The following is a 240-nucleotide window of genomic DNA, read 5'->3' as shown; positions in this document are numbered from 1 at the left end:
CACCTTGCCGAGCAGTTGCACACGCCGGCCGACCTGTTGAAACACACGTTGCTGCGTTCGTACCGCGCCGATGAATGGAGCCTGTGGTTCCAGTCCGCCGGACTGCCGGCGGACACCCTGGTGCCGCGCAGCATCGTGTTCGATTCGTCATTGGCGATGATGGAAGCAGCGCTGCAAGGCGTGGGCGTGGCCCTTGCGCCGCCGACGATGTTTTCACGGCAACTGGAAAGTGATGTGATC

General features: G+C 62.5%; 1 protein-coding gene. It reads left to right on the top strand.

Features of this window, described 5'->3' with window-relative positions:
* The coding region (locus AC0L3U_RS40130) for a LysR substrate-binding domain-containing protein (RefSeq protein ID WP_473365230.1) at positions 1-240 on the top strand (240 nt) is incomplete at both ends.

Source organism: Bradyrhizobium sp. Kon69 (genome assembly GCF_055807515.1).
Note: the sequence above shows the minus strand (reverse complement) of the source record. Positions and strands in the feature narration are given on the sequence as shown.